Source organism: Ruegeria sp. CDSC045 (genome assembly GCF_059610725.1).
In genome coordinates this window covers 220,862-234,945 of the sequence record NZ_JBXWOE010000006.1, presented here as the reverse complement: position 1 = coordinate 234,945, position 14,084 = coordinate 220,862, and the positions used below count along the sequence as shown (strand labels likewise).

Genomic DNA, 14,084 nt, shown 5'->3' with positions numbered 1-14,084 from the left:
GGTTCCACATGTCCGCACCCGTCAACACGTTCAAACAAGCCCTGAAAAACGGCGACCATCTGATTGGTTGTTGGTCCAGCTTTGCTGAGGCGGTAACAGCCGAGATCATGGGCACTGCCGGATTCGACTGGCTGGTGATCGACGGTGAGCACGCGCCGAATGATATCCGGTCCATCCGGGATCAGCTGATCGCGCTGGCCGCCAGTCCGACACATCCCGTCGTGCGAATCCCGGTGGGCGACACCGCATTGATCAAGATGGTGCTGGACGCAGGTGCTCAGACAATCCTGGTACCGATGGTGGAAAGTGCCGAACAGGCGCGCGATCTGGTTCGTGCCTGCCACTATCCGCCCCAAGGTGTGCGGGGCGTCGGCGCGATGGCCTCACGCGCAACGCAATACGGAACGGTTCAGGACTACATTCAGACCGCAGACGATCAGATATGTCTGCTGTTACAGGTGGAAAACCGCGCCGGTATCGCCGCATTGGATGCCATTGCACAGGTAGAAGGCGTGGATGGCGTGTTTATAGGTCCGTCTGACCTGTCCACTGACATGGGTTTTCAGGGAAACAGTGCCGCGCCCGAGGTCCAGGCGGTGATCGCCGACGCGATGAAGCGCATCGTTGCAGCAGGCAAAGCCCCGGGCATTCTTGGTGTCACGGATGAGGCATCGCAGGCCTATAAGGACATGGGCGCCCAGTTCCAGGCGGTGGGGATCGACGTGATGCTGCTGACACAGGCGGCGCGTGCCCTGGCCGCAAGGTGGAAGGCCTAAGCCCGCATCGCCGAGGCCGCCTGAGCATACCCGCCCGAGGCACCATCGACGAAATGGACGTGATCGTCACGGGTGGCCGAGGGGACAAAGCAGGTCATCATCGCCTCATCCTGCGCGTGCAGCCCGTATCGGATCCTGCCCTGTTTCCGGGCCTGTTCAAGAACGGTCTGAATCTGGTTCAGGGTGGCCGGGTCACAATCCAGCGTCATTTTCAGCCCGTCATCGAATTTGCGGAAATCCGCATTGCGACTGACCGTGCGCTTATAGTGTTCCGGCTCAAAATTCCCCAATCGCTTGCCAGATTTGAACAGCAGCCCGATCATCAAATTCTGCGCCAACAGCTTGATTTTCTGCAGCAAAAGATTGCGACCCGCACGGGACACATGGGCGTCCAGCGCCAAACCAGGCGGCGGCCAGCGGATCGGAGGGCCGCTTTCCGGCATCGGGTGGCCGGACCGGTCCAATCCTTCAGCGGCCACTAGAACAGCCCGTGACAGGTCGGCGAAATCGGTCTCGGTAGCGCGGGCAGTTGGCTGCACCACCACCGAGACAATCTGACCATTCTGCGCCTTGCTGTTGGACCAGCGGCAGGACAGCCCGGTCAAATCCGGCAGCGCACCGGGGGCTGCGTACGGAACCTCAAACCGGCCTGCTTTCATCTCGGCCTCGGCCCAGGCCAGACCACCGCCCGAGAACATCGCATAATCCACCCCCTCGGATGGCGCGTAACGCGCAACCCGAAGATCCTTGCCCGCCTGCCGGATTTCGGCGACGGGCACGACGGCCCCGCGCAGTGCGATCTCGAACTCTTCTTCCGCCCAGCGCCGCAAATCGGCCAGAACGCTACGTGCTGCCTCTGCCGCGCTTGCCGGTACGGCGAACCCGGCACCATCACCCCCAAAGACATAGGGAAATTCTTGCCCGCGCAGCGCATTGATCATGGCCGAGATCACCGCGGCCCCAACCATGTTCACGGCCTTGTATCGTCCCCGCTCTATCTGACCGGTGGAATCCACGACATCTGCGACACCAAGAACCCATTCCGTCGGCACCGCGGTAAAGCGTTCAGGATCGGTCAGATTGTTAAAGTCCCGCAACAGCGGAAGGCTGTCATAAAATGCGGCCTGTGCATCTTTCATTGGTTCCTCGACAATATGAATAGACCTTCAGATAGCCCAAATTTGTTCGATGTCCGCTGAAAACATCATAGCACACGCGCTTGTACATATCACGGGGACATGCCAAGCATTTGCTGGCGGGTTGGGCGAAAGAGGCGTCTCATGAAAACCGGACTGGTGGTTCTGTGTCTGGGCTATGTGCTCAGCCAATTTTTTCGCGCCTTTCTTGCCGTTCTCAGCGTCGATCTGGGGCGTGACATCGGGGCAAGGCCCGAAGATCTGGCCTTTGCCTCGGGGCTTTGGTTTCTCGTCTTTGCCGCCATGCAACTGCCAGTGGGTTGGGCGCTGGACCGGATCGGGCCGCGTTTGACGGCTGCGGTTTTGTTGCTGGCAGGTGGCGCGGGCGGCGCTGCGTTGTTTGCAGTGGCCAGCACCCCGTTTCATATCGCAGTCGCGATGGGGCTGATCGGAGTCGGGTGCTCGCCCGTTCTGATGGCATCCTATTACATCTTTGCCCGCGAATACCCGCCCGCCCGCTTTGCCACGCTAGCAGCCATCATGCTGGGCGTTGGGTCGGTCGGCAATCTGGTGGCCTCCTACCCCACAGCACTTGCGGTCGAACTGATGGGCTGGCGCGCCACAATGGCTACACTGGCCGTCGTTTCGGCCATTATCGCAGCGGGCATCTGGATCAGCGTTCACGACCCCAAACCGGTTGTGACCGAGCATCGCGGGTCAGTGCTGGACCTGCTGAAAGAACCTGCCCTGTGGGCCATCCTGCCGCTGATGCTGGTGGCCTACGCCCCCGCGGCTGCGACACGAGGCTTGTGGGCAGGTCCATATCTGAACGACGTTTTCGCCCTCAGCACCACGCAGATCGGAACCGCGACGCTGGTCATGGGGGCGGCTATGATTGCCGGCACCTTTGCCTATGGGCCGCTCGACCGGCTTTTGGGCACACGGAAATGGGTGATCTTTGGCGGCAATGCCTTGGGCGCGGCGGCGCTGGGGCTGTTGTGCCTGTGGATCGACATGGCAGTCTGGGTGTCAGTAAGTCTGATGGCGGTGATCGGTTTCATGGGCGCCAGCTTTCCGGTCATCATGGCCCATGGCCGCGCCTTCGTGCCGCCGCATCTGGTCGGGCGTGGCATGACCCTGTTGAATCTGTTCGGCATCGGCGGAGTGGGTCTGGCGCAATTTGTCACCGGCCGCGTCCATGCCGCGACAGTGGACATCAGTCCAACCGCGCCCTACACAGCGATATTCGGCTTTTTTGCAGTCACGCTTGCCATTGGATGCGCGATTTACCTATTCAGCCGCGACAGCGTTGACTGACGCTGGAACCATCGGGAGAGCCCATGTCCGACCCTGTTGTCATCGCACCCAACCTCAAACGCAGGCTGTCCGGCGTGACCGCGACGATTGCGCGGCTGGTGCCTTTGCAGGTGCAATGGATCGACATCGCCGCCACCGGACCGGGCCTTCCAGCCGACCTGCCCTATATCCCGCTGGGCCGCCTGCCCTTTCTGTCGCGCAAGACCACGCGCGTCTGGCATGCGCGCCGCAATACCGAGATGCTGTTGGGCCTGATCCTGCGCAATGTCTTTCGTCTGCGCCTGAAACTACTGTTCACAAGCGCCTCGCAGCGGGCGCATACGGGCTATACCAAATGGCTGATCGACCAGATGGACGCGGTGGTTGCCACCTCGCGCAAAACCGCCGGATATCTTGAGCGGGACGCGCAGGTCATCATGCATGGCATCAACCTGCAGAATTTCACCCCGCCCGCGGACAAAGCCGCCCTGCGGGGCAAACTTGGCCTGCCCGGTGGTCTGCTGCTTGGGTGCTATGGCCGTATCCGGCACCAGAAAGGCACCGATGCTTTCGTCGATGCGATGATCGACCTTTGTGGCCGTTTCGAAGACGTCCATGGCATCGTCATGGGCCGCGCGACCGAAAAACACACCGGCTTTCTGGCCGAGCTGAAAGACAAGGTCGCCAAGGCGGGCCTGTCTGACCGCATCCTATTCAAACCCGAGGTCACGGTGGATCAAATCGCCGAGTGGTATCAGGTGCTGGACCTGTTCATCGCGCCGCAACGCTGGGAAGGCTTTGGCCTGACCCCGCTTGAGGCGATGGCCTGCGGCGTGCCTGTGGTGGCCACCGATGTCGGCGCCTTTGCAGAGATCGTGACCGACCCCTCGCTGGGCCATGTGGTCGAACCGGGGAACATTCCCGCCCTGGCTGATGCCGCCGCTGAAATGCTGTCGAACCCCGAGTCGCTGGCGCTATCCGGCAGCGCAGCCCGCGTCCATGTGGAACAGAATTTCGACATCTACGGCGAGGCAAAGACCTTGGTGGCGCTCTATGAACGGCTTCTGAACGACGCCTGAGACGATGCACCGCGTCAAATCGGTGTCTTTGGGGGAAATATCCCGTGAAACCTCTTTTTTCTTTGCTGCAACGCGGCTATGAACGCGCGTCCTTAACTTTGGAGACATGAAATGGGCTATCGCGTCGTAGTCGTCGGCGCCACAGGTAATGTGGGCCGCGAAATGCTGAACATTCTGGCAGAACGCCAGTTCCCCATCGATGAACTTGCCGTGCTGGCAAGCCGTCGGTCGCTGGGAACCGAAGTAAGCTTTGGCGACAAGACACTCACGACCAAAGACCTGGACACGTTTGATTTCACCGGCTGGGACATGGCACTGTTTGCCGTGGGATCCGAGGCGACCAAGGTCTACGCCCCCAAGGCGGCGGCGGCTGGCTGCGTGGTGATCGACAACTCGTCCCTGTATCGCTATGACCCTGCAATTCCGCTGATCGTGCCGGAATGTAACCCCGAGGCGATCCACGACTATAAGAACAAGAACATCATCGCCAACCCCAACTGCTCGACCGCGCAGATGGTTGTCGCGCTGAAACCGCTGCATGATCGCGCCAAGATCAAGCGCGTCGTCGTGTCGACCTATCAGTCGGTTTCCGGCGCGGGCAAAGAAGGGATGGATGAGCTGTGGGATCAGACCAAAGCCATCTACAACCCCACCACCGAAGTTCCGCCGAACAAGTTCCAGAAGCAGATCGCCTTCAACGTCATTCCGCAGATCGACGTCTTCATGGAAGACGGCTCGACCAAGGAAGAGTGGAAGATGGTTGTCGAGACCAAGAAGATCATCGACCCGTCGATCAAGGTCACCGCGACCTGCGTCCGCGTTCCGGTCTTCGTTGGCCATTCCGAGGCCGTGAATATCGAGTTCGAGGAATTCCTGGACGAAGATGAGGCCCGTGACATCCTGCGCGAGGCGCCGGGTATCATGGTGATCGACAAGCGCGAACCGGGCGGCTACGTCTCGCCGATCGAATGCGCGGGTGATTTCGCCACCTTCATCAGCCGCATCCGTCAGGATTCAACCATCGAGAACGGCCTGAACCTGTGGTGCGTCAGTGACAACCTGCGCAAGGGCGCAGCGCTGAACGCGGTACAAATCGCCGAATTGCTGGGCCGTGAGGTCCTGAAGAAGGGATAACTGATACCCTTTCTTTATGTGATTGACCAAACCCCGCAGCGCCGCTTGCGGGGTTTGTTTTTTCTTAGGCCGCAAAAGAAAATCCGGGCCCATCTCTGTAGTGGACCCGGATCAGATTAAAGTGATTGGTGTTCGTGTAGCCCGCCGGTACGGCGCAGCCCCAATCAAGAGGCGATCTTGATCGCATCCTCGTACAGCAGAACCGCACGTTCGGATTCTTTCTCGAGCACATCCATTTTTGCACAGAATTGCACAACGTCCTCCAGGCTTGGCACCTCTGCGGCGTTCAGGGCCTCGACGGTTGGCTGCAGATCGTTCCACTGGGCCTTTACCTGTTTCAGCGCCTCAAGCGAGGCATCGCTGGGCGGTTCAGACATCTTGAGATAGTCATTGCCGCCGCCAATCAACGCATCGACGATCTTGCCAAACTTGGCTGCATTCTTCTTGAACTTTTCGTGGTGTTCTGCGGTTTCTTTTCCGGTGGCGGCCAGCGCAATTTCTTTGCAGATCTTCTGGGTGATCATCCGCTGACGACCTACGAATTCCAATGCCAGCGCCATCGACGGTTCAATATCGACCTCGCCATAGGCCGCTTCTAGCTTGCGGACCACGGCGTGGCAGGATTCTTCAAGTGCCTCGACATTGCCCACGATCATGTTCAGTTGCGCTTCGTTGATCGACTTGTCAGCAACGATGTCTTCGACCGCGGTCCGGTATGGCACCCAAACGCTGGCGACTTCCTCAAGCGCTTTGTTGACGGAATAGAATCTTTCCCGGTCAATACCGGACGACCCTTTGCCTTCTTTGAAGCCAAGCAGGATATCGTCAAATTCATCATGCGCCTGCTGCAATTCACTCAGGTTCCGATCAACTGCTCCGCCGATGCTGACCAGAACTGCGGATTTGGCGACCTTCTCGGACAGAAAGCTCAGCTTTTCAGCGGCCAGAATTCGGTGCGCGACCTGACCCGCGGCCATAGCCAACGCATAGCCCCCAACCGGTAAGAATGCCGTTAGCCCGATTCCCAACGCTCCGGAGGCGAAAACACGACGATTGATACTCATGGCGGTCTACCTAACCCTGCTGCTTTAACATGTGTTTATCGAGGAAAAAGCGCGTTAAATGTCCCAACACGGTGTTCAGAAAATGAAATAATGGTGGCTTTTTGAGTTTCAACTGGCCAATCCGGCCCTCGGCTGATCACTCCGGTCAAGGGTTTGACCTCGTTTACCCTTCGACCAGCGCTTTCAGATTATCCAACCCGCGCTGGTAATCTCCGCCAACCCATTTATCCATCATCAGCCCCATCCAGCGGGACATGGGATTCATACCCAATTCGGATTCAAACCCCCAGGTCACTTTGGTGCCGCTGCCCTCCGGCTGCAGTTCAAACATGGCAATGGCAGTTCCCATTGGACCAAAATCCAAGGCGGTTCTGACCATCTGGTTTTCAACGCTTTCGGTAATCTCTTGCGAACCGGTGCCGACCTGCCGGTGATCCGACGACCAGTTCAGCACATTCCCGACCCCGGAATCAGGCCCGCCATAGGTCAGCTTCGTCTCGGGATCACGAGATAACCATGGCGACCATTTCTCGGTCTCCTGCATGGAGTTGACATAAGGAAAGATGACCTCGGGCGAGGCATCAATCGTGATGCTACGCGAAACTTCTGCCTTGCCTGGCAAAATAAAGGACACCCCTACCAGAACCAGAATCAAGACTAGCAAGGTGACAAGAACACGTTTGATCAATCGCATGGAATGCTCCGAATCCCTAAAATGACATCCCAAACTTATCAAAAAAACAGCGCGGAATCAGTAGTCTGATCCGCGCTGCCTGAAATTGTCGAAAATCCGCCGGGTCAGACGACCACGAATTTCTTTTCGCCGGGATCATAACACTGAAGGCCACCTTCACCGATATCTGTCCACAAACCGTGCAGGCTGAGCGAGCCGCTCTCTACCGCCGCGGAGATGAAGGGGAAGGTCATCAGGTTTTCGAGCGAAGCAACAACCGCCTGCCGTTCGAACTGGCGCGCTTGGTCGGTGCTGTCTTCGATATCGGCAACCAGATCATATTTTGGTTTGAGGATATCCATCCAGCGACCAACAAAGCTTTCTTTGGCTTCCAGCAGTGGTGCCTGGCCCTTGCACATGTCGATACAGCCCTGCACACCACCGCATTGGGAATGGCCCAGCACGATCAGATGCGCCACTTTCAGCGCGGTCACCGCGTATTCGATGGCAGCACTGGTGCCGTGATGATCGCCGTCGGGCGCATAAGGCGGCACCAGATTGGCAATGTTGCGGTGAATAAAGAACTCACCCTGATCCGCCCCAAAAATCGAGGTGACATGAACCCGGCTGTCGCAACAGGAAATCACCATGGCCCGCGGACGCTGCCCTTCGGTGGCAAGACGGCGATACCAGACCTGATTTTCCGAATATGTCGTGGCTTTCCAGCCATGATACCGATTGACCAGATAGTTTGGCAGAGGTTTGGCGAATTCCATTCTTGTGTCCCTGTTCATGTCTCGGTGGACTGCTGTAACCTGAATTCGAAGAAAATTCGAGCCATTATCCTGCCCCATGGCAAGGTTTTGCAAAGGAATTGCGCACCACATTCGGGCTATGCCGTGGGGGCGTATAGAATGCGGGGTGAATGTGGTGGAAAAGATCGTCACGCTTGAACACAAAGAAACAGTGCGGCTGGATTCGGATCGTCTGAATGGGCTGTATCGACAACTGGGTGAGAAAAACGCGTTGGACGTGCTGTGTCGCACGGTCGAGGAATTGGCGGTGCGCCTGTCGAATTGCGAGCGGTTCTGGAGACAGCGTGACTGGGCCGGGCTGCGCAAATGTGCACGATCCATTGTGGCCATTGCCGAACAGATCGGAATGATGGCGCTGGCCTGTGTGGCGAATGATGTGGCGCAGAATGTGGACGCGGGCGACTCGGTCGCCGCCGGGGCCACGCTGTCGCGGCTGATCAGGGTGGGTGAGAAATCGCTGACCGTGATCTGGGATCAGCAAGATCTTTCGGTCTGACAGGGCTTGCGGACGGTCCATGGACGGCTAGGTTGGGCATAAGCCACAACAGTCGAGATTTTCATGACCCTGTCTTTCGCACCATCGTCGGACGCATCTGTCCCCCTTCACGTCATTGCCCAGCCGGATCTGGACGACTGGCTGACGGGTCAGCCCGAAACAGTGACGGCCTGGGCCAAGATCAGCGGATTCACCGGTGCGATGGGTCAGGTTTTGCTGATTCCAGGGCCTGACGGTGCGGTACAGTCTGCTTTGGCGGGGTATGGCACAGCCACTGGCCGGTCCCGCAAGCGGTTTCCGCTGGCCGCCGCCGCCGAAGCCCTGCCCGAAGGCGCATATCACATCGCGTCGGGCATAGACCAAGCTGATCTGGAAACTGAATGCCTGGGGTGGTTGCTGACCGGTTATGCCTTTGACCGCTATGCCAGCCAATCCCCGGCCAAGGCTCGTTTGGTTGCCCCCGACGGGATCGACGCCCCCCGGCTTGAGGTTCTGGCCGGGGCCGAGGCCTTGACCCGCGATTTGGTCAATACTCCGGCCTCGGATATGGGACCGGAACAGCTTCATAGCGCAGCCGAAGCCCTGGCACAGGAATTCGGCGCCTCTTTCGAGGTTGTTCTGGGCGACGCCCTGCTAGAGCAGAACTTCCCCATGATCCACACGGTTGGCCGCGCCGCCGCACAAGCGCCCCGTCTGATTGAGATGAATTGGGGCGTGACAGGCCCAAAGCTGACCCTTGTCGGCAAGGGCGTCTGCTTTGACACTGGAGGGCTAAACCTGAAACCCGGCGCCTCGATGGGGCTGATGAAGAAAGATATGGGCGGGGCCGCAAATGTATTGGGGCTGGCCCGGATGATAATGGCGCTGGAGCTGCCCGTGCAACTGCGGGTGCTGATCCCGGCGGTTGAGAATTCGGTTGCGGGGAACGCCTTCCGGCCCGGCGACATCCTGACCTCGCGCAAGGGGCTGACGGTTGAGATTAACAATACCGATGCCGAAGGGCGCTTGGTTTTGGCCGACGCATTGGCGCTGGCGGATGAGGGCGAGCCGGATTTGGTGATCTCGATGGCGACACTGACCGGGGCGGCACGTGTGGCGGTGGGCGCCGATCTTGCACCATTCTATACCGACAACGATGCCGCGGCTGATGCCTTGAACCGCGCCGCAGGCAGAGCAGCCGATCCTGTCTGGCGCATGCCATTCCATAACCCCTATGAGGGTCTGATTGAACCCGGCATTGCCGACCTGGATAACGCACCGGCGGGTGGTTTTGCAGGCTCGATTACTGCCGCCTTGTTCTTGCGCAGATTTGTTGGTGACAGTCCCTATATGCATTTCGACATCTTCTCGTGGCAACGCAGCAAAGAACCCGGACGCAGCAAGGGCGGATTCGGTCAGGGGCCCCGCGCCCTTCTGAAGGCCCTGCCTGAGATTTTGGGCATATGACCCGGCACCGCATCATACAGCCGGTCATCGACCTGATGCGTGATCCCGACGGGTCCCGCGATCGCCAGCTGTTGTATGGGGATAGCGTTCGCACAGATGAAGAGCGTGACGGCTGGAGCCGGATCACCGCGAATAAGGATGGCTATGCGGGCTGGGTCCGGTCAGACTGTCTGGCCCCAGATGTGCCTGCCACCCACTGGATCACGGCACCGTCAACACATGCATATGAGCAACCAAACATGAAATCCCGGGACCGAACCTCGTTAAGCTTTGGCAGCAAGGTTCAGACAATGTCCGAACAGAATGGATTTATTGAGACGGAGTTGGGCTTTATCCCGGCCATACACGCCAAACAGATCAACATAACCCTGACCGATCCGGTCGCCGTGGCCGAACTGTTTCTGGGAACGCCCTATCTTTGGGGCGGCAACAGCCGGTTCGGGCTGGATTGTTCAGGTCTGGTTCAGGCCGGAATGCTGGCTTGTGGGCTGCCCTGCCCCGGTGATAGTGGCGACCAGGAGCGTGATCTGGGTCAGGCGCTGACCCCTGGCACACCCGCTCAGCGCGGTGATCTGCTGTTCTGGAAAGGGCATGTGGCCTGGGTCTACGGCGACAATATGCTGCTGCACGCAAATGCGTTCCACATGGACGTGACCTTTGAGCCGATGGATGTTGCAATCACGCGCATTCTGGAACAGGGCGATGGGCCCGTGACCACCCATAAAAGGCTCTAATCCAAGTCGACCGACCGTATCAGCTTGCGTTCCAATACCCGCAGAACCGTGCGCAGATCATGACCGCGTTTCAGGATGCGACCATCCATACCGACCACCGAATACATGCCTTGCCGGGAGCGCAAACGCGGATCTTTTTCGACCCGATAAATCGGATGCTCTGCCGTGCGGCGGAAGATGGAAAACACCGCCATATCACGCAGGTTCGAGATCCCGTAATCGCGCCATTCTCCGGCGGCGACCATCCGGCCATAGACAGAAAGGATTTGGGACATCTCGTGCCGATCGAACGCGACGGGCATCTGGGTCGGGTTTGCAGAAAACCGGCTGGGAGGCTGCATGTTCATGGATCAAGCCTTGCCGGAAAACGCGTTCGAATCAAGCCCATCCGCAAATAGGTGTGGTTTTTTGGTCAAGTCTAACGCTGTCGCCCGACTTGCCGACAGATCAGGATCACCGGCAGCAACCCCACTGCCAATATGACCAGCGAGGGCACAGCAGCGCCCTCAAGCCGTTCGTCTGATGCCAGCCGATAGGCCTGCACCGCCAGCGTATCAAAGTTGAAAGGTCGCATGATCAGGGTCGCGGGCAGTTCTTTCATCACGTCCACAAAGACGATCAGCAGCGCGGTCAGCAGCGACGGCGTCAGAATCGGCAAATGCACCCGGCGCAACGTCCCCAGCGGCGTCTGCCCCAGAGACCGCGAGGCTGCATCCATATTGGCATGCACCGTGCTCTGCCCTCCCTCATATGCGCTGAGCGCGGCGGCCAGAAACCGCACCATATAAGCGGCTACCAACAGCCAGATCGAACCGGTAACAAGCAACCCGGTCGATAGGTCGAAATTCTGCCGCATCCATGCATCCAGTGCGTTATCGAAACTGGCAAATGGCACCATCAGCCCGACTGCGATCACACCGCCTGGAACCGCATAGCCCAGCCGCGCCATGTACCCGGCACCAGAGGACACCCTCCCCGGCCGCAATCGCTGAAAGAACCCAACGCTGATGGCCGCAAAAACCGTGACAACCGCCGCCACACCGGCCAGCGTCAGCGAATTCTGAATGAACCCGAGATAGCGCCGTGACAGAAGGTTCTGTTCGGACTCCATCCCCATCTGAACCAGAATGAACACCGGCAACAGAAATCCGAACAGCACCGGTATGGCACACAGGGCAAAAGCCGCGCCCGCTTGCCAGCCCTTCAGCCGGGCGGATGGCAGCGAGGCGTGGCTTTTGCCTGCCTGATAGTATTTGGCCTTCCCGCGCTGCATCCGTTCTGCCACGGCCATGACCAGCGCAAAGCCCAGAAGGCAGAGCGCCAGCTGCGCCGCACCCACCCGATCACCGATCGAAAACCAACTGGTATAGATACCCGTGGCAAATGTCTGCACCCCGAAATAGGCCACGGTGCCGAAATCGGCGATGGTTTCCATGATGGCAAGTAGCACGCCACCCGCAATCGCGGGACGCGCCATCGGCAGCGAAACGTGCCAAAAGGCCAGCCACGGACTTTTGCCCAACGCGCGCGCTGCCAGAAAGGCCGTTGCACTCTGCTGCAGAAAAGCGGCCCGGGCCAGCAGGTAGACGTAAGGATACAAGACCAAGATCAACATCACCGCCGCACCCTCGGTCGACCGAATCTCGGGGAACCAATAGTCGCGCGGGCCCCAGCCCGTTACCTGACGCAGGGTGGTCTGGACGATGCCCGGGTGATCAAGAATGAATGTATAGGCATAGGCCAGCACATAGGCCGGAAAGGCCAGCGGCAGCACCAACGCAATTTCCAGAATGCGCACGCCGGGGAACCGCGTCATCGTCACCAGCCAGGCTGCGCCCACGCCGATGGAAAACGTGCCCGTGGCCACCAGCACGACCAGTATCAGCGTCGTCATCGCATAGCCGGGCAGAACAGTTTCCAGGAGATGCGAAACCGTATCCGTGCCGCCCGTCGTTGCGGCCAGAACAACCGCAAGCATCGGCAACAGACAGGCTGCCGCCACAAGGCAGGCCACCACGCCGACGAGGCGTGTACCTACAGCGCCGCGGTTGCGCCGTCCGTGCTCAGAGATTTCGATATCGGCCATGATCCCGGCTTTAACTGGCTAAGGCGCAGAGTCCGTCTTTAATCGACCAAAACGCTCGGAAACACCAGTGGGCAGCGAAACAAATCTGCGACACATACTGCCGCAGAGTTGCACAGCCTTCATTCGTAGACGCGCTGATCCTCGATCACCAAACCATCTTTCGGCAGCGATCCCGGCGCCACGACTTCGATCGCGCCTTTCAGCTTCAGTACCTCGACGACGGATTTTGCATAAGCCAAGTCATTTCCGCCGGCGCTTTCGATCTGAACCGTCATCGTGTCCATCTCACCCTGGCGGGCGGCAATGACGCGCGCCTTGACGATTTCATCATGCTTGTCGACCAGCGCCGCGACCTGTTCAGGGCGCACGAACATACCCTTGATCTTGGTTGTCTGATCCGCGCGTCCCATCCAGCCCTTGATGCGCATGTTGGTACGACCGCAAGGTGACTGACCAGATTGAACCGCCGACAGATCACCGGTGGCAAACCGGATCAGCGGATAATCGGGGTTCAGTGAGGTCACGACAACCTCACCCACTTCACCCGGCGCGACCGGGTTTCCGGTTCCGGGGGTGACGATCTCGACGATGACATGCTCATCAATGATCATCCCGTCCATCGCGGGGCTTTCATAAGCGATGCTGCCCAGATCGGCGGTGGCATAGCATTGCAGACAGGCGATACCGCGATTGGCGTACTCCTGACGCAAAGACGGGAACAAAGCACCGCCGCCAACAACGGCAGTCACGAAATCCAGTGCCACGCCCATCTCATCGGCCTTGTCCAAAATGACCTTGAGGTAATCCGGTGTGCCCGCATAAGCAGTGCAGCCGACATCGCGCGCGGCGGTTACCTGCAGTTCGGTTTGGCCGGTGCCGGCAGGCAGCACAGCAGCCCCCACCGCCCGCGCGCCACTTTCAAAGATCATGCCCGCCGGGGTCAGGTGATAGCCAAAGCAATTCTGAACGATGTCTCCGGGCCCGACACCTGCTGCGTGCAGGAACCGCCCCATCCGCCACCAGTCGTGATCGGTGCTGCCGGGCTCATAGATCGGGCCGGGCGACTGGAAAACATGATGGAAATGCCGGGCCGGTTTGACGGTAAACCCGCCAAAGGGCGGGCGCGACGCCTGCGCCTTAGCCATATCGGACTTGCGCAGAACTGGCAGCTTCACAAGGTCGTCCAGCGACTTTACAGCTGCCGTATCAACATCCGCCATATGCGCTGCAAACCCCGGAGCCGAGTTCGCGCGCGTGATCTGTACCTGCAACGCCTCAGCCTGTTCAGAGGCGCGCTGGTCGGCCGAGCGGGTTTCTAGCGCATCGTAGAATTTCGTCATCGCCAAATC

14 protein-coding genes are annotated in these 14,084 nt (G+C 59.1%); 7 read left to right on the top strand and 7 right to left on the bottom strand.

Going from position 1 to position 14,084, the window contains the following annotated elements:
* Nucleotides 1-8 precede the first annotated feature (8 nt).
* Complete coding sequence (locus AC2FH6_RS12945) at nt 9-776, top strand: HpcH/HpaI aldolase family protein (RefSeq protein WP_281973863.1); 768 nt, start codon at nt 9-11, stop codon at nt 774-776.
* On the opposite strand, the gene AC2FH6_RS12940 is transcribed toward AC2FH6_RS12945, so the two are convergent.
* On the bottom strand, nt 773-1,915 hold the full coding sequence (locus AC2FH6_RS12940; protein ID WP_496702974.1) for a DUF3095 domain-containing protein: 1,143 nt from the start codon (nt 1,913-1,915) through the stop codon (nt 773-775). The two genes, AC2FH6_RS12945 and AC2FH6_RS12940, sit on opposite strands and share 4 nt — an antisense overlap.
* A gap of 141 nt (nt 1,916-2,056) precedes the next feature.
* Here AC2FH6_RS12940 and AC2FH6_RS12935 point away from each other — a divergent pair, with 141 nt between their 5' ends.
* From AC2FH6_RS12935 to AC2FH6_RS12925, 3 genes are all read left to right on the top strand, one after another.
* Entirely contained in the window at nt 2,057-3,229 is a 1,173-nt protein-coding gene (locus AC2FH6_RS12935; protein WP_496702973.1) for an MFS transporter, read from the top strand.
* A 23-nt stretch (nt 3,230-3,252) separates the two neighbouring features.
* Nucleotides 3,253-4,287, top strand: a complete 1,035-nt coding sequence (locus AC2FH6_RS12930) for a glycosyltransferase family 4 protein (protein WP_496702971.1) — start codon at nt 3,253-3,255, stop codon at nt 4,285-4,287.
* A gap of 111 nt (nt 4,288-4,398) precedes the next feature.
* A complete protein-coding gene (locus AC2FH6_RS12925) occupies nt 4,399-5,421 on the top strand; it encodes an aspartate-semialdehyde dehydrogenase (RefSeq protein ID WP_496693089.1) in 1,023 nt (340 codons plus the stop codon).
* Nucleotides 5,422-5,585: 164 nt separating this feature from the next.
* On the opposite strand, the gene AC2FH6_RS12920 is transcribed toward AC2FH6_RS12925, so the two are convergent.
* The 3 genes from AC2FH6_RS12920 to AC2FH6_RS12910 form a co-directional block, all read right to left on the bottom strand.
* Entirely contained in the window at nt 5,586-6,485 is a 900-nt protein-coding gene (locus tag AC2FH6_RS12920; protein ID WP_496702969.1) for a type IV pili methyl-accepting chemotaxis transducer N-terminal domain-containing protein, read from the bottom strand.
* 163 nt (nt 6,486-6,648) lie between these two features.
* Nucleotides 6,649-7,179, bottom strand: coding sequence for an SRPBCC family protein (locus AC2FH6_RS12915; RefSeq protein WP_496699039.1), 531 nt, complete (start codon nt 7,177-7,179; stop codon nt 6,649-6,651).
* 104 nt (nt 7,180-7,283) lie between these two features.
* Nucleotides 7,284-7,934, bottom strand: a complete 651-nt coding sequence (locus AC2FH6_RS12910; protein WP_142637545.1) for a carbonic anhydrase — start codon at nt 7,932-7,934, stop codon at nt 7,284-7,286.
* 145 nt (nt 7,935-8,079) lie between these two features.
* Between AC2FH6_RS12910 and AC2FH6_RS12905 the strand changes: the two genes are divergently transcribed.
* The 3 genes from AC2FH6_RS12905 to AC2FH6_RS12895 all read left to right on the top strand — a co-directional run bounded on the left by AC2FH6_RS12905 (nt 8,080) and on the right by AC2FH6_RS12895 (nt 10,649).
* Entirely contained in the window at nt 8,080-8,469 is a 390-nt protein-coding gene (locus tag AC2FH6_RS12905) for a hypothetical protein (RefSeq protein WP_496690522.1), read from the top strand.
* Nucleotides 8,470-8,532: 63 nt separating this feature from the next.
* Nucleotides 8,533-9,915 (top strand): leucyl aminopeptidase family protein, encoded by a 1,383-nt coding sequence (locus tag AC2FH6_RS12900; protein WP_496702967.1) that lies wholly within the window; start codon nt 8,533-8,535, stop codon nt 9,913-9,915.
* Nucleotides 9,912-10,649, top strand: coding sequence for a C40 family peptidase (locus AC2FH6_RS12895; RefSeq protein ID WP_496702965.1), 738 nt, complete (start codon nt 9,912-9,914; stop codon nt 10,647-10,649). The genes AC2FH6_RS12900 and AC2FH6_RS12895 overlap by 4 nt, the downstream gene beginning before the upstream one ends.
* Here the strand turns inward: AC2FH6_RS12895 and AC2FH6_RS12890 are convergent.
* From AC2FH6_RS12890 to AC2FH6_RS12880, 3 genes are all read right to left on the bottom strand, one after another.
* Nucleotides 10,646-10,996, bottom strand: a complete 351-nt coding sequence (locus tag AC2FH6_RS12890) for a DUF2794 domain-containing protein (RefSeq protein WP_496699043.1) — start codon at nt 10,994-10,996, stop codon at nt 10,646-10,648. The genes AC2FH6_RS12895 and AC2FH6_RS12890 overlap by 4 nt on opposite strands.
* A gap of 71 nt (nt 10,997-11,067) precedes the next feature.
* Nucleotides 11,068-12,735, bottom strand: coding sequence for an ABC transporter permease (locus AC2FH6_RS12885; RefSeq protein ID WP_271950692.1), 1,668 nt, complete (start codon nt 12,733-12,735; stop codon nt 11,068-11,070).
* Between the two features lie 119 nt (nt 12,736-12,854).
* Entirely contained in the window at nt 12,855-14,075 is a 1,221-nt protein-coding gene (locus AC2FH6_RS12880; protein WP_496702963.1) for a phenylacetate--CoA ligase family protein, read from the bottom strand.
* Between the last annotated feature and the right edge of the window lie 9 nt (nt 14,076-14,084).

Coding starts and splice junctions, on each gene's coding strand:
- AC2FH6_RS12915 (WP_496699039.1), bottom strand. CDS start 7,179: ATGCGATTGATCAAACGTGTTCTTGTCACCTTGCTAGTCTTGATTCTG.
- AC2FH6_RS12910 (WP_142637545.1), bottom strand. CDS start 7,934: ATGGAATTCGCCAAACCTCTGCCAAACTATCTGGTCAATCGGTATCAT.
- AC2FH6_RS12920 (WP_496702969.1), bottom strand. CDS start 6,485: ATGAGTATCAATCGTCGTGTTTTCGCCTCCGGAGCGTTGGGAATCGGG.
- AC2FH6_RS12880 (WP_496702963.1), bottom strand. CDS start 14,075: ATGACGAAATTCTACGATGCGCTAGAAACCCGCTCGGCCGACCAGCGC.
- AC2FH6_RS12935 (WP_496702973.1), top strand. CDS start 2,057: ATGAAAACCGGACTGGTGGTTCTGTGTCTGGGCTATGTGCTCAGCCAA.
- AC2FH6_RS12945 (WP_281973863.1), top strand. CDS start 9: ATGTCCGCACCCGTCAACACGTTCAAACAAGCCCTGAAAAACGGCGAC.
- AC2FH6_RS12940 (WP_496702974.1), bottom strand. CDS start 1,915: ATGAAAGATGCACAGGCCGCATTTTATGACAGCCTTCCGCTGTTGCGG.
- AC2FH6_RS12925 (WP_496693089.1), top strand. CDS start 4,399: ATGGGCTATCGCGTCGTAGTCGTCGGCGCCACAGGTAATGTGGGCCGC.
- AC2FH6_RS12895 (WP_496702965.1), top strand. CDS start 9,912: ATGACCCGGCACCGCATCATACAGCCGGTCATCGACCTGATGCGTGAT.
- AC2FH6_RS12930 (WP_496702971.1), top strand. CDS start 3,253: ATGTCCGACCCTGTTGTCATCGCACCCAACCTCAAACGCAGGCTGTCC.
- AC2FH6_RS12900 (WP_496702967.1), top strand. CDS start 8,533: ATGACCCTGTCTTTCGCACCATCGTCGGACGCATCTGTCCCCCTTCAC.
- AC2FH6_RS12890 (WP_496699043.1), bottom strand. CDS start 10,996: ATGAACATGCAGCCTCCCAGCCGGTTTTCTGCAAACCCGACCCAGATG.
- AC2FH6_RS12885 (WP_271950692.1), bottom strand. CDS start 12,735: ATGGCCGATATCGAAATCTCTGAGCACGGACGGCGCAACCGCGGCGCT.